Origin of the sequence: Pullulanibacillus pueri (genome assembly GCF_014639255.1) — a bacterium.
GTDB classification, from domain to species: Bacteria; Bacillota; Bacilli; order Bacillales; family Sporolactobacillaceae; genus Pullulanibacillus; species Pullulanibacillus pueri.
The window spans coordinates 17,611-35,563 of the sequence record NZ_BMFV01000039.1 but is presented as its reverse complement, the minus strand read 5'-3'; the positions used below and the strand labels follow the sequence as shown (position 1 = coordinate 35,563).

Annotated in this window: 16 protein-coding genes, 1 riboswitch and 1 other annotated feature; of the genes, 9 read left to right on the top strand and 7 right to left on the bottom strand. The window is 41.5% G+C overall.

What is annotated here, in order from left to right:
- Positions 1–89 precede the first annotated feature (89 nt).
- On the bottom strand, positions 90–1,583 hold the full coding sequence (gene glpK / locus IEV91_RS18500; RefSeq protein WP_188498920.1) for a glycerol kinase GlpK: 1,494 nt from the start codon (positions 1,581–1,583) through the stop codon (positions 90–92).
- A gap of 120 nt (positions 1,584–1,703) precedes the next feature.
- Positions 1,704–2,522, bottom strand: coding sequence for an MIP/aquaporin family protein (locus tag IEV91_RS18495; RefSeq protein WP_188498919.1), 819 nt, complete (start codon positions 2,520–2,522; stop codon positions 1,704–1,706).
- Between the two features lie 305 nt (positions 2,523–2,827).
- Positions 2,828–3,052: a binding site (T-box leader), on the top strand.
- A 54-nt stretch (positions 3,053–3,106) separates the two neighbouring features.
- Between IEV91_RS18495 and proC the strand changes: the two genes are divergently transcribed.
- Positions 3,107–3,937, top strand: coding sequence for a pyrroline-5-carboxylate reductase (proC, locus tag IEV91_RS18490; RefSeq protein WP_188498918.1), 831 nt, complete (start codon positions 3,107–3,109; stop codon positions 3,935–3,937).
- A 425-nt stretch (positions 3,938–4,362) separates the two neighbouring features.
- On the opposite strand, the gene lplA is transcribed toward proC, so the two are convergent.
- Positions 4,363–5,355 (bottom strand): lipoate--protein ligase, encoded by a 993-nt coding sequence (gene lplA / locus IEV91_RS18485; protein WP_188498917.1) that lies wholly within the window; start codon positions 5,353–5,355, stop codon positions 4,363–4,365.
- A 270-nt stretch (positions 5,356–5,625) separates the two neighbouring features.
- Here lplA and IEV91_RS18480 point away from each other — a divergent pair, with 270 nt between their 5' ends.
- Both IEV91_RS18480 and coaA read left to right on the top strand, forming a co-directional pair.
- Positions 5,626–6,597: an aldo/keto reductase gene (locus tag IEV91_RS18480; protein ID WP_188498916.1), complete on the top strand. Its 972-nt coding sequence runs from the start codon at positions 5,626–5,628 to the stop codon at positions 6,595–6,597.
- Positions 6,598–6,668: 71 nt separating this feature from the next.
- A complete protein-coding gene (gene coaA / locus IEV91_RS18475) occupies positions 6,669–7,559 on the top strand; it encodes a type I pantothenate kinase (RefSeq protein ID WP_188498915.1) in 891 nt (296 codons plus the stop codon).
- A gap of 920 nt (positions 7,560–8,479) precedes the next feature.
- Here the strand turns inward: coaA and IEV91_RS18470 are convergent.
- From IEV91_RS18470 to IEV91_RS18455, 4 genes are all read right to left on the bottom strand, one after another.
- A complete protein-coding gene (locus IEV91_RS18470; RefSeq protein WP_188498914.1) occupies positions 8,480–8,665 on the bottom strand; it encodes a hypothetical protein in 186 nt (61 codons plus the stop codon).
- A gap of 80 nt (positions 8,666–8,745) precedes the next feature.
- The gene (locus IEV91_RS18465; RefSeq protein ID WP_188498913.1) at positions 8,746–9,144 is read right to left on the bottom strand and encodes a VOC family protein; all 399 of its coding nucleotides are present in this window, start codon (positions 9,142–9,144) and stop codon (positions 8,746–8,748) included.
- 115 nt (positions 9,145–9,259) lie between these two features.
- Complete coding sequence (locus tag IEV91_RS18460) at positions 9,260–9,826, bottom strand: NUDIX hydrolase (RefSeq protein ID WP_188498912.1); 567 nt, start codon at positions 9,824–9,826, stop codon at positions 9,260–9,262.
- Positions 9,827–9,869: 43 nt separating this feature from the next.
- On the bottom strand, positions 9,870–10,130 hold the full coding sequence (locus IEV91_RS18455; protein WP_188498911.1) for an atypical membrane-integrating protein (Mistic protein): 261 nt from the start codon (positions 10,128–10,130) through the stop codon (positions 9,870–9,872).
- 189 nt (positions 10,131–10,319) lie between these two features.
- On the opposite strand from IEV91_RS18455, the gene IEV91_RS18450 reads away from it, so the two are divergent.
- From IEV91_RS18450 to IEV91_RS18425, 6 genes are all read left to right on the top strand, one after another.
- Complete coding sequence (locus tag IEV91_RS18450) at positions 10,320–11,561, top strand: dicarboxylate/amino acid:cation symporter (RefSeq protein WP_204871331.1); 1,242 nt, start codon at positions 10,320–10,322, stop codon at positions 11,559–11,561.
- Positions 11,562–11,942: 381 nt separating this feature from the next.
- A complete protein-coding gene (locus tag IEV91_RS18445) occupies positions 11,943–12,788 on the top strand; it encodes an SDR family oxidoreductase (protein WP_188498910.1) in 846 nt (281 codons plus the stop codon).
- Between the two features lie 556 nt (positions 12,789–13,344).
- The gene (locus IEV91_RS18440) at positions 13,345–14,664 is read left to right on the top strand and encodes an Nramp family divalent metal transporter (protein ID WP_188498909.1); all 1,320 of its coding nucleotides are present in this window, start codon (positions 13,345–13,347) and stop codon (positions 14,662–14,664) included.
- 224 nt (positions 14,665–14,888) lie between these two features.
- Positions 14,889–14,991, top strand: a riboswitch (TPP riboswitch).
- Positions 14,992–15,100: 109 nt separating this feature from the next.
- Positions 15,101–15,784, top strand: a complete 684-nt coding sequence (gene tenA / locus IEV91_RS18435; RefSeq protein WP_188498908.1) for a thiaminase II — start codon at positions 15,101–15,103, stop codon at positions 15,782–15,784.
- Complete coding sequence (locus tag IEV91_RS18430) at positions 15,781–16,386, top strand: ECF transporter S component (protein WP_188498907.1); 606 nt, start codon at positions 15,781–15,783, stop codon at positions 16,384–16,386. Before tenA ends, IEV91_RS18430 begins: the two co-directional genes overlap by 4 nt.
- Positions 16,340–17,950, top strand: a complete 1,611-nt coding sequence (locus IEV91_RS18425; RefSeq protein WP_229745650.1) for an ABC transporter ATP-binding protein — start codon at positions 16,340–16,342, stop codon at positions 17,948–17,950. Before IEV91_RS18430 ends, IEV91_RS18425 begins: the two co-directional genes overlap by 47 nt.
- Positions 17,951–17,953 lie beyond the last annotated feature (3 nt).

Here is a 17,953-nt window from a genome sequence, read left to right as displayed (position 1 = left end):
TTTGATTGAATATCAAGATGAAGCTGTCTCAAACAGTCCAATTTTCAGGACTTCTGAGACAGCCTCTTTAAGCAGCAAGCATGATCAAATTATTTAAAAGCAATAGTGGCTTTAATCGCTTTTTTCCATCCTGCATAATGATTATCGCGTTCTTCTTGACTCATTTCTGGTTCAAAAGAACGACCGACTGCCCATTTGTTTTCAATTTCTGAACGGTCCTTCCAATACCCCACCGCTAATCCTGCAAGATAAGCGGCACCCAATGCTGTTGTTTCACTGATCGTTGGACGCTCCACTGTTGTACCCAAAATATCACTTTGGAACTGCATGAGGAAGTTATTCGCTACAGCACCACCATCAACACGTAGTTTTTTCAATTCAATCCCTGAGTCAGCTTCCATCGCTTCAAGTACATCCTTGGTTTGGTAAGCTAATGATTCAAGAGTCGCTCTAACAAAATGCTCTCTTTTGGTCCCACGAGTAAGACCAAAAACAGCACCACGGGCATCACTTTCCCAATAAGGTGTTCCAAGTCCGACAAAGGCAGGAACTACATAGACACCGTCAGTTGAATCAACACGAGTCGCATACTCTTCACTCTCAGGTGCATCTTTAACCATTTCCAATCCATCACGTAACCATTGGATAGCTGAACCGGCAACGAAAATACTTCCTTCAAGAGCGTATTCCACCTTACCGTCTACACCCCAAGCGATGGTTGTTAAAAGGCCGTGTTCTGATTTAACAGCTTCTTCACCCGTATTCATTAACATGAAGCAACCTGTACCATAGGTGTTTTTGGCCATCCCTTTTTCATAGCATGCTTGACCAAACAACGCCGACTGTTGGTCACCTGCAATACCTGCAATGGGAATCCCTTCTCCAAAGAAATGATGAGGAACGGTATTTCCATAAATCTCGGAAGACTGGCGAACTTCTGGAAGCATAGATTTTGGTACCTCAAGGATGTCAAGCAATTCATCATCCCATTTTAAATCATAGATATTATACATTAGTGTTCTTGAGGCATTAGAGTAATCCGTGATATGCGCGGCACCACCACTTAATTTCCAAACTAACCAAGTATCAATAGTTCCAAAGAGAAGATCGCCATTTTCAGCCTTTTCACGCGCCCCTTCAACATTGTCAAGAATCCATTTTACTTTTGTTCCTGAGAAATAAGGATCGATAAGCAGACCGGTTTTGCTGCGGATAAGATCTTCATAGCCTTTTTCCTTTAATTCTTCACAAATCCCAGCGGTTTGTCTTGATTGCCATACAACAGCATTGTAAACAGGAACACCGGTATTCTTATCCCATACGACAGCCGTTTCACGTTGGTTCGTAATTCCGATACCTGCGATTTGATTAGGTTCAATATTTGTATTTGAAAGCGCCTGAGCAATTACAGACAAAATTGAACCCCAAATTTCAGAAGCATCATGTTCTACCCAACCTGGCTTTGGAAAATATTGAGTAAATTCCTTTTGTGCCACATGAACAATTTCACCTTTACTATTGAACAAAATTGCTCTTGAACTTGTTGTCCCTTGGTCTAATGCCATAATATACTTTTCAGTCATCTTCTTTACCCCCATTTTTTTAGAAAAAGCTTATAAGAAGCCCACAAGATGATGAGCATCGCTTTTCATAGATTTGAAAACATGACGTATGTTTTTCATTGCTTTTTTTAGTATAAAGCTTTATTTTGAAGCTGCAGCTTCAGGATGTTTTAATCTTTTTTCACCAACATATGCTGCAACAATGACAATTAATAGTATAACACTTATAACCCAAAATGCTGGTTTCACGTCTTGTAAGAAAACAGCTTTATAGAAAAGGGCTCCGAACATTCCCCCTAAAATTGGTCCAACAACAGGAATCCAAGCATATTTCCAATTGGAAGATCCTTTTCCTGCAATCGGTAAAAAGAAGTGTGCAATTCTTGGTCCAAGATCACGTGCTGGGTTGATCGCATACCCTGTCGTTCCCCCTAAAGAAAGACCAATAGCGATAATTAAAAAGCCAACAATTAATGGATTGAGCCCTTCAGCAAATTTATTCGCCCCAATCGCTTGAATACCCATCACTAAGACAAAGGTACCAATAATTTCACTTAAAAGGTTAGAAAATGTTTGTGGAATAGCAGGCGCTGTTGAAAAGACACCTAATTTTGCTGCTGGATCTTCTGTGACTCTCCAGTGTGGTAAATATTGCAAATAAACAACACACGCACCGAGAATCGCACCAATCATTTGACCTAAGATATAGGTTGGAACCTTATCCCAAGGAAAATCTCCTGACATTGCCAATCCAAGTGTGAGTGCAGGATTCAAATGAGCACCGCTAAATTTTCCTACAGCAAAGGCCCCTATCATTACGGCTAGACCCCAACCAAAGGTAATAACGATCCATCCAGAATTTTGTGCGGCTGATTTTTTTAATGTAACCCCTGCACAAACTCCTCCACCAAATACAATAAGAATCATTGTCCCAACTAATTCTGCAACAAAACCCGACATTATTGTTTCCCCCTATACTGCGAAAATGAATCATTCATTTATCTTTTTTAGAATGACAAAAAAGCCCACAAAAAAATACCTCTACTACCATCTAAAGGGTAATAAGGAATTCTTGTGGACTCATGATCTCATTCACGTTTATTAACTTGATTTCATGATACCACTTACAGAAAACGCTGTCAAATATATTTTCATAAAAATTATTACCCAATATTTCCAATTATTATTGTTTAATTTTTCGAAACATTACACAAAGAGTCTTGACATCTCCCCTTGAACCCTTCATAATACTAAAAAATACCGAAAAAATAGCGTTGAACAGGCTAGTAAATACTGAAAAGGCGTTAAAGAGAATGGGAGGCTATGTGGTGAGACATCCCATCGCGACTCAGTATTGAACCCACCTGTGAGCTGTCAGTGATTAATAAGCTGACCGTTTGTCCATGCGTTAAATGGGCATTAAGCGGGCGTGTATTTACACGTCAATCAAGGTGGTACCGCGGAATCTGAAACTCCATTCCGTCCTTTTTATAAAGGATGGTGTGGAGTTTTTTAATGATAGTATAAGGAGTGGATAGTTTAAGATGAATAAAATTGCTTTTATTGGTGCGGGCTCTATTGCTGAATCAATACTCTCAGGTATTTTATCGAAGCACATGTTGAAGCCTTCGCAAATCTGGGTCACCAATCGCAAAAATACCCAGCGTCTTTCACACTTAAAAAATGTCTATGACGTAAAAGTCTCAAATGAAAAGTCCGAAATCATGAGAGGGGCTGACATCATTATCCTTTCTGTAAAACCAAAAGATGCACCTGGAGCCCTCCATTCCATTCAGCCCTTTATCACTTCTGATCAGCTGGTCGTTTCAGTGTTAGCTGGCGTATCTACCAGCTACATTGCTCACGAACTCGGTCTTCCCCTGCCAATTGTAAGAGCCATGCCGAATACATCTGCCTCTGTGGGTCATTCAGCAACAGCTTTATCCGCAGGTTGTTACGCGAAAGAAGACCATATCGGAAAAGTAAAGGATTTATTTCAAACCATAGGATCAACAGTTGTTGTCGATGAAGACCAACTCCACGCTATTACAGGACTCTCTGGAAGTGGACCGGCTTACATTTATTATTTGGTAGAAGCGATGCAACAAGCCGCTACCGAGGCCCAACTTGATCCATCCTTATCCGAGGATTTAATCATCCAAACGCTTGTCGGTGCAGCGGAAATGCTTAAACTGAAGAAAGCTTCTCCAACAACCCTAAGAAAACAAATCACCAGTCCTGGCGGCACTACCCAAGCCGGCATTACGACTTTAGAGGAATATAAATTCCAAGAAGCCATCTTACATGCCATTAGAAGAGCAACAGAACGGTCTATGGAACTTGGAAGCCCTTTTCAAGTCATTACGAAGCCCTAGTTAAGAAGCCGCCATTCCTTTTCCTGAAATCTTCCTTTGATTCTAGTTTATCTAGAATGAGCCATTTTATCCTAAGAAAAACCAGGCGAAAAGCATGACCGGTCCTTATTCAGTTGGGCATTAAAATGTTTTTTACCAAAAGGCATCATCAGTACACAGTAGATTGGAGCGGAGGACGCGAAATTCGGAACACTTATATAGAGTGTGTTCCTCAGCGCCGCTACACATGGATGCCTAAACTAACGTCCTTCGGGAACGGGCCAGCGTGACTTCACGAATAGTCGCCCGAGTTGTTCCATGAAAGCTGATGACAAAGCGATGTGTTTAGCCGGAGTGATGCGCCTTTTCATAAGAATAAAGAAAAATCCGTTCATTCAACTAGAATGTTCGGATTTCCTTTGAGTGAAATTCTTCTGTTCCAACCTCTAAAACATTAGATCCAATAGATTTTCTTTAGTAATTTTCCCAAAATAATGCCCAACGTCAATAGAGGAAAGCTTTGCGTCTACCTCTTCGTATTCAAAGCGTGCGCCTTTTAATAGGTTTAAAACATCACTAACATCACCGACACCAAAAAAGTCTCCAAAGATGACGCCATCTTCAATGATCCCCTTCTTCACTTCCATTCGAATATCAACGGTCCCCGCGCCAGGAAAGCGTTTCTTATATTGAACATTGAATTTAGGGGATTTTCCGTAAACCCAATCCCAATTGCGATAACGTTCATTTGCAATCTCCTCGATACGTTTCCAATCCTTATCCGTGAGTTTATATTCGTCTATGCCTTCTTTAGAACCAAAGATAGAGTTCAATAACGCTTGTTTAAATGCCTTAATATCCATGTCTTGATCAAGATGCTCACGGATGTTAGTAACCCGACTACGGACTGATTTAATCCCTTTTGATAAGTATTTTTCGGCATCAGGATTCAGAGCCTTTGCGACGTTTTCTAAATTGACATCAAACATGAGCGTCCCGTGGCTATACATTCTGCCTCGCGTAGAAAATTGTGCATTCCCACTAATTTTTTTCCCATCCACAAGGAGGTCATTCCTCCCTTGAAGCTCAGCCTTCACTCCCATTTGATGGAGGGCTCGGACCACTGGTTCTGTGAATTTTTTATAGTTGTGAAAGCTGTCACCGTCATCTTTTGTAATAAAACTAAAGCTTAAATCGCCCTCGTCATTATATACTGCCCCGCCACCGGAAAGTCTTCTCGCCACCGTGACGTTATTTTTTCTGATGTAATCCAAATTAATTTCTTCAACAGTATTTTGGTTTTTCCCAACTATTACTGTTGGTGTCATACTATAAAAAAGTAGATAGGTTTCATTAATATCAAGTTCAGTAAGAATATACTCCTCAATTGCAAAATTGAGATTGATATCCATAATATCCTGATTATCGATGTACTTCACCTTAGGTACCCCCAGTTATCTCATTGCTGCTTTTACAACAATAGCTTCTATATCTTTATCATAGCGATTTTCTTTCTCTTTTTCCAATAAGGGAGCATTATCTACCACATTAAAAATGCAGAAACTCTCAAGGCACGTTCAGAGAGTCTCTGCAATATCTTTCAAGATCATTCGGTCTTCCTCTTATCTTAATGATAACATCCCACCCTAATGATTTATAGCCTATTTTTTGAATTTTTTCGTTATATACTATAAGACGGAGGTGATTTTATGATAACTGGCTTTGCGACAAAAAAGCTTTCTCCTATTGCGATTGGAACACATCTTGGAGAAATGAATCATGAGGATTCCCTTAAATACCAAGAAGCTTTAGTTTATGCCCTAACTCATGGCATCAACTTCATTGATACAGCCCTGAACTACCGTGGAATGAAATCTGAACGAGATATTGGTGTCGTCCTAAGACACCTTATCTCAGAAACAGGTAAATACGAGCGTTCCGAATGCTTCATCTCTACAAAAGCAGGCATTATTCCAGGTGATATTGATGCTGGACTTGTCCCTAAAGCCTATTTACAAAAAAAGTTAATTGAACCCGGGATTATTTCTGTAGAAGATCTTCATGTTGTAGGACACCAAAAGCATATATTGACTCCTCGTTATTACGACTTTGCCATTGAACAAAGTCGGATGCATATGGGACTTGAAACCATAGATCTTCATTATATTCATAATCCTGAGCTGTCTATCGCCGTCTTGGGTCCCGAGCGGTTTTATAAGCAGCTCGAAACCCTTTTTACATTCTACGAAACAAAAATTGAAGAAAAAAAGCTGCGCTATTATGGGATGGCCTCATGGGATGCCTTTTTACTTAATCCCAGCGAAAAAGGCTTTATTAGTCTTGAAAAAGTGATTCAAATCGCACATGCCGTCGCTGGCGAACACCATCATTTCAAGTTTATTCAACTCCCTTTTAACCTGTTCAACACGGCTGCAGCTACAACATGGACCCAAAGCATTCAAGGACGTCGATTCTCTGCTATAGAGGCAGCAAATAGACTGGGTTTAACCGTAACGGTGAGTGCGCCTCTTGCCCAAGGGAAGGCTTTCTCTGAAACTAAACGACCCGAAGATTTTCTACAATTTGTGCTCGATCATCCTGGAGTAACCGCTGCTATGGTTGGGATGAAGCAAAAAAGTCATGTACAAAAAAACTTGGCCCTACTCTCTCTTTATCCTTAACCAAAAAATTAGTGCTAATCTATAAGATCTATTATAATAGGAGAAAACGTTTGCTATAAAGGAGCAACATCATGTCGTACACTCGCTATTCCCGTTCTGAATGGGCATCCTTACCAAAGTATATCAGCCAGGACTCTATAACTCACCTTCCCAATCTTCTCTCTGACATAGAGCTTGACGCATTCTATATCCCTCTTGCTAGTTTTATTGGGATTTTATATAGAAATCATTTAAAGTGCAAAGCAGACTTACAACACTTTTTTAATAAGGAGACAAAAGCAATCCCTTTTCTAGTCGGGGTCGCCGGTAGTGTTTCCGCAGGTAAAAGTACCTTTTCTGAAAGTATTGCCCAACTTTTTGAAGGTCTACCTGGATCTCCGAAAACGACAATTGTGTCTACCGATCAATTTTTATATAAAAATGAGATTTTAGAAGCACGCGAACTTAAAGACCTTAAAGGCTTTCCTGAAAGCTATGATTGGAAAAATCTATTACATACACTGCAAACGATTAAAAGTGGGAAGTCCACAGATGTACCCATTTACTCTCATGAAACTTATGATATTTTACCGGACGAAACCCAACATGTTGAATCACCTGATATTTTAATTGTGGAAGGAATCAATACCTTACAAGTCGGCATAAATGGCGAGGATTTACCATCATTGTTTGATATAAGCCTCTATTTAGATGCAGAGGAAGAGGACTTATTTTCGTGGTTTTGGACGCGCATTTTACAATTTAAAGAAAAAGCAAAAGAGGATCCTTCCTCTTATTATCATGCGTTCAAGGATATGCCTGAAGAGCAGTTACATCAAATGGCCAAAACCGTTTGGGACACAATCAACGGAAAAAACCTCCGCGAACACATTCTGCCAACAAAAGAAAAGGCTGACATTATTGTAAAAAAAGCATCTGACCATACGATCAATGAAATTCAAATCAGCGAAACGCTTTTATAAGAACTGGAGTAGAAATTTTTACTCCTCGAAAAGGATCGATCGTCATAAAGACCGCCCCGTATCAGGAGGAGCTCGCGCTAAGGAAAAATTACAGATGTAAATATAATAAGTTGTTCTGCTTCCTCTTATTTCTGATCGAAGGGGCTCTGACTTCGGACTCTTTTCCCCTTCTTGCTCTCGTTTCTGTCCGAAGGGGCTCTGACTTCGGACTCTTTTCCCCTTCTTGCTCTCGTTTCTGTCCGAAGGTGCCTTGACTTCAGACTCTTTTCTCCTTCTTGCTCTCGTTTCTGTCCAAAGGGGCTCTGACTTCGGACTCTTGTCAGCCGCTTACTCTCGTTTCTGTCCAAAGGGGCTCTGACTTCGGACTCTTTTCCCCTTCTTGCTCTCGTTTCTGTCCGAAGGTGCCTTGACTTCAGACTCTTTTCTCCTTCTTGCTCTCGTTTCTGTCCGAAGGTGCCTTGACTTCAGACTCTTTTCCCCTTCTTGCTCTCGTTTCTGTCCGAAGGTGCCTTGACTTCAGACTCTTTTCCCCTTCTTACTCTCGCTTCTGTCCAAAGGAGCTCTGACTTCGGACTCTTGTCAGCCGCTTACTCTCGCTTCTGTCCAAAGGAGCTCTGACTTCGGACTCTTGTCAGCCGCTTACTCTCGTTTCTGTCCAAAGGGGCTCTGACTTCGGACTCTTTTCCCCTTCTTGCTCTCGTTTCTGTCCGAAGGTGCCTTGACTTCAGACTCTAGTCCACTTCTCGCTTTGATTTCGGTCCGAAGCAGTCTCATCAAAGAAGGATCATTTTTCTATCGAAACGCTTTTCCTCTTTCGTCAACATATGCTTTCGTGAAAAACTAAGCTTTACTTTCTTATTCTTTAAGAAAAACCGGGCGAAAATGCATGCCCGGTCCTTATTAAAACACGGAATAAGATTTTAATCCCAAAAGGCAGCGTCAGCACCCCAGTTGATCGGAATGGAAGGCGCTCTGGCTCCTTCGGGAACAGCACGCGTCCGAAGATCCATTTTGGAACACCATTCATCCATTCCAAAATTAGCTGAGGCCGTGCCCGAGGAAAGCGAGCGCTCTGGAGTGAAGATCCACACCGTTCTGCTGGCCAAAAATTTTATACTTTCCTTTCTTTTGAGAAAAAACGATCTGCGTTCCTTTAAGAACAGTGAAGTAGTAACCCCATAAAAGCTTATGACGGGGCAACGACCTCCACTTTAATGCGATCTGGATCCTCAAAATACACCGCGTAATGTTCAGGACCTCCAGCAAAAGGATAACGGTCATCATACAACAAAGCTATGTGACGCTCTGCCAGCTCTTCTCTTAGTCGATCCACTTGTCCCTTTGTTTCTGCATGGAAAGCTAAATGATTAAGCCCTACTCGAGAACGATGATAGGGAACATCTAAATATTTATCCTCAGCTTGAACAAATACAATATAAGTCTCCCCTATCTTCCAGCTGACACCCTTATCCCAACGTTGAAATTCACTATAGCCTAATTCAGTAAGAAACCAACCCCAAAACCTCTCCGTTTTCCTTAAATCAGAAACGTAGAGTTCCACATGATGAAGGACTCCCTTTGCCATTCCAAAGCACCTCTCCCTCACAGCATTCATTTTTTAAATTATATCTTATACTTCACCGCTTCGCTAAGCAGCTGCCTTTTCTTGACTTAGAATGGACAGCTCGCCTCCCATTAAATTACTTTAGCTTGAACTGCTTTTGATTGTTTTGTAAAAATTCCTTAGCTAAAAGGTATGCATGTGCAGAGAAAAGTTGGGTGAGATGTTTTTTCTTGATTAGGGCTTCCACTTCACTAATCTTTACTAAGGTCACTTCAATGTCTTCTGTTTTATCTAATGACTGTTTAAATCCTTGATAACTCTCAAGCATCATATAAGTGGTAATTTTATTATTCTGATCCGCAGGATTCACGGCAAATTCCCCGAGTTCAATGAGTGGATGGTCGGAAGTGTACCCCGTTTCTTCTTTAATCTCCCTCAGAATGGCTGCCTCTACCGTTTCCCCTTCTTCTACTTTTCCTCCGGGAATTTCTAAAGTAATTTCTTTTGTCCCTTGTCGATATTGTTTAACAAAGACCATTCGCTCATCCTTTGTCAGTACAACAGCGTTTACCCAGTGAGGATATTCCTTTACATAATAATGCTCAATGCGCTCACCATTCGGCAGTTCGCAGTAATCATCGCGTAAATTCCCAAAGGGTGTTTTATAAATATAACTGCTTTTGATCGTTTGCCACTTTTCCATGTCCTTTCCCCTTTCAAATGTAAAGAACGCTTGAACTTAAAGGTCAGCGTTCTTCGTCTTCAGTATCCTCTAATGGCAGCCAATCCAGCATTTCTTTAACCACCGTATTGATCTTTTTATCGACAAATTCATTGCCATATTTTTGTTTCACTTTTTCGATTTGCTGGACAACGGCATCGTCAAATTGAATAAGAGGTTGATCCTCTTCAAGAGTATTGTAAATGTTAATAATGTCTTCCATACCATTGTTTATAGCATCAATGGCATCACTAAAGATTTGACTTTCCTTATTATTTGCTTTCACGCCATCACCCGTTATCCTAATTTAAGTTTAGGCTTTTCATTTTCGAGGCATTTCATTCTTTTCCTCCACCTGTAAATATTTTTTGAATATTTATTAATTTAAATTGCTTTTTTATACATAAATTTCACTAACTCTTTATAGCTTAGTTATATATCACTTTTTATACTGTCATAAAAAGGGGGAAAACAAGTGAAAAAGGTACCGATGTGGCTACAAATGATTGCCGGTATGGTGTTAGCGGTTATCGTGGGACTCATCTTTGTTTCAATGGGTATCTCTGAAGGAAATTGGCTTTACAGTATCTTTTCCTTTGTCTCAAATGCTTTTATTCGTCTCATTAATATGTTGGTCGTACCCCTTGTCATTACATCCTTAATTGTCGGCATAGCTGGACTAAAGGATCCATTAAAATTAGGGAGTATTGGCTGGAAAACCATTGTTTACTTTTTAAGCACAACGTTTTTAGCTGTCATCATTGGTTTAATCCTCGTTAACTTAATTCAGCCGGGCACTGGGTTCCACGTTCCCTCTGACGTCAAAGCGCCTGATTCCGGTGATATGAACTCAATTAGTGATACTTTTCTTAATATGATTCCTACCAATCCGATCACAGCCCTTACTGAAACCTCTATTTTACAAATTATTTTCTTTTCAATTTTTGTGGGCATCGCCATGGTTTTTCTTGGCGAAAAAGCGAAACCAGCATACAACTTTTTCGAAGCCTTTTTTGAAATCATGATGAAAATTACAGCTTGGATCATGGCTCTAGCTCCCTATGGGGTTTTTGCGCTCATTGTTAAAACCATTTGTGATAATGGGTCAACTGTTTTTGCCCCACTCGCAAAATATATGTTTGTCGTGCTACTCGGCATGCTTCTCCACCTCTGTTTGGTTTACTTTACCGCCATCAAAACCCTTGGGAAAATGAGTCCGATAAAATTTTTACGTGGAGTCGCTCCAGCATGGTTAGTCGCTTTTTCTACAGCTAGTAGTAATGCCACCTTGCCAGTGAGTATCCGTTCTGTTGAAAACAATCTTGGTGTTGGCAATCGCGTCTCTAGTTTTGTTCTACCTCTTGGGGCAACTGTAAATATGGACGGAACCGCTTTATATGAAGGCGTTGCAGCCCTCTTTATCGCTCAAGCCTACGGCATTCATCTTGGACTCGGCTCACAATTTGTAATATTAATCACGGCTGCTCTCGCCGCTATTGGCGCTGCTGGTATTCCTGGAGCGGGACTCATCACCATGGTCCTTGTCTTAAATGCCGTTAACCTTCCCGTCGAAGGTATTGGTTTGATTTTAGCTGTCGATCGTATCCTTGATATGTTTAGAACATCCGTCAATGTTTTAGGGGATTGTACTGCCACTGTTGTCATCGGGCGAAAAGAAGGAGAAATCGATGATACGAAGGCTGAGGGAGTTGCCTAAAAATAAACTTCAATCAGTAGGGGATTACATTCCCCACCGATTATTAGTTGAACCAAACAGGATGTTTGCGTCCGTTATTCCTACTTAAACAGCTTTGTACCTTTCAGGTTTTGAATGAAGAAGCATACGGACGATTGCAACGGGATAAATGTTATCGACACACTCGCTACAGATCATTCATCTGTAGCTTTTTTATTGCCTGGGAAATCAAGGAAGTGATTAGGATCGGGGAAATCTTGTCATCCGCCTTCGTTTTGGTGACCGTTTCCTTGAGTCTTTTCTAAATTCAGGCTTCATCATCACTATTTGTTCTTTCCCTTTTTTCTAACCATCGTTATAATGAACTAAATAAATTAAACGGTGGCTGGAGGAGAATACATAATGAATCATTTAAGAAAAAAAGTCGTTCTGATTACAGGTTCCTCTGGTGGTTTTGGAAAACGCCTTTGCGCTTCTTTTTTAAGGGAAGGATATAGCGTTGTTGCTACCTTGCGTGACTGGGATAAAAGAACAGAAATTCTTAATGCTCTTTCAGGAGAAACGGAGCAAGAGCATCTTCACTTTTTTGAGCTAGATGTCACAGATAACGGTCAAATAAGATCAGTGATCACAACTGTCATCCAGCAGTTTGGAAGGATAGATGTTCTTATTAATAATGCGGGCTTTGCTAGCGGTGGATATATCGAAGAGGTCCCGATGGAAACTTGGCAACAGCAAATCGAAACCAATGTTCTTGGCTTAATTGCTGTTACAAAAGCGGTTTTACCTTATATGCGTGCCGCCCAAAAAGGAACCGTTGTCAATATGAGTAGTATCAGTGGTCAGATTGGCTTTCCAGGACTTGGACCCTATGCCACCTCGAAATTTGCGATAGAAGGATTTAGTGAATCCCTTCGTTTAGAAATGCAGCCCTATGGCATACGCGTGATCGTCATTGAACCCGGGGCTTTTCAGACTAACATTTGGTCGAAAGGAATAGCAGCCTTTCATGTTGAGTCTCAATCACCCTACAAAAATAAATCTGAACGGCTTCTTCAAACGGTTGAGATGATTGAGAAGAAAGCAGGTGACCCAGACGATGTCGTTCAACTCATTGTAAAAAAAGTCACTAAAGACACCTCCACCTTTCGCGCTTCCATTGGAAGAGGGGTAAAAACAACACTTTTTCTTAAAAAGTTACTCCCATGGCATTGGATTGAAGCGACGATTATTAGGAAAACAAAATAGGACTCATTTAGGCTTATGCCTGAACGGTTGAGTCACACCTTTAGTTAGCCTCATAGCCATAATGACCATTCGCTTAAAAGTTTTAAAACCTGATATAAACAAAAAAGGGAATCCTGTTATAAGAATCTATCAAAAACGGATATGAGTAGGCAGCCTCTGGATGTTTTGCCGCTCACTCACAGCCATCCAAGGTAACCCCACGATGCATAAAACAACACCAGGTATTCTGATCATAAAAAAACACTACCTAAAAAAGTGTTGGACCTTTTTCATCAAAACACCTCACCTCATTATTCCCAATTTGATCGTTTAACACTAAACATCTTTTTCTATAAAATAAGCTTCCCCTTCACTCCCTCATAAGCTTTCACCTTTATTACATCACTCTGTATCCTAGGCTTTACCAATGCATTACACTTTACTCGCAGACTTTTAATAGTGGCAAAAAAATCATGCATAAGGGTTGCATTTTTTCCTCCACGCGCATATTATAGCCTTAGATATAAAAGTTGCATACAGGCAAAACTAATGTCCTGAAGCAAAAGGAGGCTTTGACATGAGACATTCATTATTTCGTTCGCCGAGTCAGTCCGGTGAAACCCTTGCGGCAAAGAAGAGCGCATCACGAACACAACCACAGTCACTTGATTCCATTCTTAAAAGCAAAGGTCTAAAAAAAATACTCCCCTTTCTTGGCCCTGCTTTTATCGCATCGGTTGCTTACATTGATCCAGGGAACTTTGCAACCAATATTCAGGCCGGCTCAGAATATGGCTATTTGTTACTTTGGGTGATTTTGGCATCCAACCTGATGGCCATTCTGGTCCAATCATTATCAGCAAAATTAGGCATCGCTACCGGAAAAAACCTTCCCGAAATTTCAAGGGAACATTTTCCACGTTGGGCTTCAATCGGATTATGGATACAAGGTGAAATCATCATTATGGCCACGGATCTTGCTGAATTTATTGGAGCCGCTCTAGGACTGTATTTAATCTTTGGACTCCCGATGCTCCCATCAGCACTCATAACCGCTTGTGCCTCCTTTCTTATTTTGGAGTTACAACGCAAAGGGTTCCGTCCATTAGAAGCTGTGATAGCCGGAATGGTCCTCCTTGTCGTTCTTGCTTTCGGGACGCAGGTCGTTTTTTCACAGCCCGAGCTTGCCCCTATGATGAAGGGACTCGTGGTTCCAAGATTTGATGGTGTCAGCAGTATTTTACTTGCAGCGGGGATTCTAGGAGCTACTGTTATGCCTCACGCGATTTACTTGCATTCAGGCTTAACCAATAAAAGAATTGTCGGCAAAAATGAAGAACAGCGCGTCAAGATCTTTAAATTTGAATTTATTGATATTCTTATTGCTATGATTATCGCGGGGATTATTAATGCCAGCATGCTTGTCGTTGCCAGTGCGTTATTCAATACTCACGGCATGATCATTGAAGATTTAGATGTTGCTTTCGATCAATTTAACATTCTTCTTGGTCCTGCCGCTGCTATTATCTTCGGTATTGGTTTACTTTCCTCTGGGCTATCAAGTTCATCTGTTGGTACACTATCCGGCGATATTATCATGCAAGGCTACATTAGAAAAAGAATTCCTATCTATCTCCGTCGGGCCATCACTATGATTCCACCACTAACCCTGATCATCTTTGGTGTGAATCCGACATACGCGCTTGTCATGAGCCAAGTGGTTTTATCCTTTGGGATTGCCTTCGCGTTAATACCTTTAATCATTTTTACGAGTAAAAAGAACATCATGGGTCAGTTAGCCAACCATAAAATAACCACCATTATTGCTTGGGGAATCGCAGTTCTCGTTATTGCGTTAAATCTCTTCTTACTTTACGAAACCATTTTCGGTGCATAAGGCCCTCACCCAAGTGTAGGAGGGGAGAAACATGAATGCCCGTTATCAAACGATGGAGAACCAGCAAAGAACTAGCGCCAATAAGAACAGCAAACAAGTGAATCGCTTTGTAACGACTGTTGGCTTTCTTATCGCCTTTCTTGCTTAGCGCAATCTTATAAAAACAGAAACAAGACGGTTGACAGCCGCTGCTCTTCGTTGTAAGTTATAGATAATTTTATAAAAAAGTCCACTAGGGGAGCCGTTTTAGCGGCTGAGACAAGGAATCTTGGACCCTTTGAACCTGATCTGGTTTATACCAGCGTAGGAAAGTGGAGACGGCGAACAAATAATGCTCATGTTCTCAGCCGCTCCCTTTTGGAGCGGCTGTTTTGCTCCAAAAGCTGGAAACCCTCTAGTGACTTTTTTAATTCAAATCACAAGGAGGAGTTTTTTTATGCTTTTTTCTGAACAGCTCAGACATGAAGGAAATCCAATCTTTGAGGCTATTTTTCAACATCCGTTCGTCCAAGGCATCGCAACAGGAGAATTACATAAGGAGCAACTGATCCATTACGTTAAACAAGATTACGAGTATTTAAATACGTTTATGCGTGTCTATGGATTAGCGATCTCCAAAAGTTCCTCTCGCAAGGATATCGAACTTTTTAACTCGCAAATCACCTTTGTCTTAAACAGTGAAAGTCACCCTCATCATAACTTTTGTCGTATGGCTGATGTCTCTTATGAGGAGCTCCAAGGCTTCCCTATGGCTCCAACCGCTCATCATTACACCCATCATTTAATGACGGTCGCCCATGAAGGCACACTCGCTGAGATTATTTCGGCCTTATTACCATGTCCATGGACTTATATGGACATCGGTCAAAGACTGCTTCATGAAGTCAGCCCCAAACCCGATCACCCCTTTTACGAATGGATCACTTTCTATGGTCAGACGGGTCACATTAATGACCAATTTTGCAAACGGCTTGATGCATTAGCTCAAACAGCAACAAAGGAAGAAAGGCAGCGGATGCTGGATCACTTTCTCATTAGTTGTCAGCTTGAATACAAGTTTTGGGACATGGCTTATACCCTTGAAGAGTGGCCTGTCAGCCAAGAGGTCCCTCATCCATGAATTGGAGAATGAAGGAAATCGTTTTAACCGTTATTCTTTCCATCCTCTGCGGTGTGATTTACTTAGGCTGGTCGACCCTTTGGCTACCACTATCCGCTATTTTTGGTCCAGTCAGTTCAGAATGGATGTTTGGCATTTGGGTCATTGCCAGCCCACTTGTCGCTTATATTATTCAAAAACCAGGCGCCGCTATGATCGCCGAATTCGCCGCCTCTGCCGTTGAAGTCTTAACGGGAAGCCAATTTGGACTCTCATCATTCCTCATCGGACTTGTTCAAGGATTGGGCGCAGAGCTTGTCTTTTTCTGCTTTAGCTATAAGCGTTACACTCTTTTGACCCTGATGCTTTGCGGCGTCGGTGGGGCACTTGGAAGTATGATTTATGATCTGATGGCCAACGGCTTTAGTTACTATACAAAAGGGGTTTTACTCACAACTTTTGGATTGCGGATAATAAGCGGCGCTATTCTGGGTGGATGGCTGGCTAAAGGACTGGCCGAAGCCCTTGCAAAAACTGGCGTCCTCAATGCTTATACCCTTATGAAGGAGCGATACCATGGCAATGACACAAATGATGACGAAGACACCCTTCCTCGGTTGTAAAGATATCTCGCTGCGCTTCTATGACCAAAAGCAACCTGTCTTACGACATATCAACCTTGAGATTTCACTTGGAGAGAAGGTTCTCTTTTTAGGGCCAAGTGGCTGCGGAAAGTCAACACTTCTCTCCGTGCTATCAGGCATTATCCCCAATCAGATTGAGGCCGATCTCAATGGGGAAGTGTTTCATCCTGAACACATCGGCGTCATGTTTCAAGACCCCGATGCTCAGTTCTGTATGCTACATGTCGACGAGGAAATCGCTTTTAGTCTAGAAAATCGATCCGTCCCTAGAGAACAAATGGATGCCTTGATCCAAAAGGTCAAAAAAGTAGTCGGTCTCGAGGTCCCGGGTGATACTGCCATATACACCCTTTCTGGAGGGATGAAGCAAAGGCTGGCTCTTGCCTGCCTTTTAGCTTTGGAACCACAGGTCCTCTTTTTTGATGAACCTACAGCCCAGCTTGATCCCGTTTCAAGAGCTGATATTTTCAAACTGCTTCATGCCTATTCAAAGACCAGTCAACAAACGCTCGTCTTTATCGAACATGTCTTAGATGGATTAATTGAATGGATGGATCGGGTGGTGTTATTCAACGCTCATGGACAGCTTCTTGCGGATGGAAAACCCGAAGATATTGTTACGCATTATGCGAAGGCATTAGAAGAAGCCGGTGTATGGCAGCCAAAGCTTTTTCCAGCCACATGGTCTGAGGTTGTCAAAGAGCCACAACATCCTCTTTCCATAAAGTTGGAGCAAGAATGGCAACACCTTCAACATCAGCAAAGAGAGTTTAATCAGGCGCCCGTCCTTTATGAGCTCAGTCATGTTTCTTTTCAATATGGAAGAAACAATGTTCTATCAGACCTTAACTTTAACATCCAGCAAGGAGAATGGGTAACGATCATTGGTGAAAATGGGAGTGGAAAATCTACCTTGTTAAAGCTCCTTGCCCATCTCGAATGGCCCTTAAAGGGAACCGTTTTATTTCATCATAAGAATCTCAAGAAGTGGTCAAGGAAATCTTTTTATAAGCAGGCAGGCTATGTCTTTCAAAATCCAGAATGGCAATTTGTCACAAACAATGTGCACGACGAGATTGCTTTTGGGGGCAAACGGCAACAGTGGGAAGGACAATCGTTAGAAACAGCTATTGACCAGCTATTAAAAGAATTCCGTCTTGATCATTATCGGCATCAACATCCTTTCACCCTTAGCCAAGGGCAAAAACGACGACTAAGTGTCGCAACCATGCTTTTATTCGATCAAGAGGTGCTATTGTTGGATGAACCTACTTTTGGTCAAGACGCCAGAACCACACGTGACTTACTCGCTCGTCTTAAAGAACGGCAGAACAAAGGATCAACGATCATTATGGTAACACATGATATGGATCTCGTTTCCGAAATGTCCGACCGCGTCCTTTTATTAAATAAGGGAAAACTCATTTACAACGGTAGGCCCAACGCCCTCTTTTCACAAGAAGCGTTATGTCAGCAGTCTGCCATTGTACCTCCCTTACCCTATCAACTCAAGGCGTCGAGAACACTTATTCAGGAGGGTTAAGGA